The organism is Adlercreutzia equolifaciens, from assembly GCF_029076695.1.
Lineage (GTDB): Bacteria > Actinomycetota > Coriobacteriia > Coriobacteriales > Eggerthellaceae > Adlercreutzia > Adlercreutzia equolifaciens_A.
Genome location: NZ_JARFIK010000081.1, coordinates 1 through 406 on the forward strand (window position 1 = coordinate 1; position 406 = coordinate 406).

A 406-nucleotide genomic window follows, 5' to 3' on the forward strand; every position below is an offset into this window, starting at 1 on the left:
GCAATGACATCTTTCTGATAACCGCTTAAAGTCGATACCGGTGCAATTCCCGTCAGCACAGTCATTTCTCCCAACGTTTCCGGTGCCTCAAATTTTCCGAAACGGTTCTGTATATCCGTCATGGCACGTCCCACATTTTCAGAAGGTAATTCGATCCTGAACTCATAATACGGTTCAAGCAGTACGCTTTCTGCTTTTTTCAGTCCCTGCCGCACAGCCCGGTAAGTTGCCTGTCGGAAATCCCCGCCCTCCGTATGCTTCAGATGGGCTTTTCCTGAAGTCAGTGTGATCTTCATATCTGTAATAACCGATCCCGTCAGAACTCCTTTATGTTCCTTTTCCTCCAGATGGGTCAGCACCAGCCGCTGCCAGTTCCGATCCAACACATCCTCACTGCATTCTGAAT

The 406-nt window shown here is 48.5% G+C and carries 1 protein-coding gene; it reads right to left on the minus strand.

The window, feature by feature from the left end:
- Nucleotides 1–406 (minus strand): hypothetical protein (locus tag PZH32_RS11555; protein ID WP_275208403.1); only part of this gene is annotated, 406 nt, incomplete at both ends.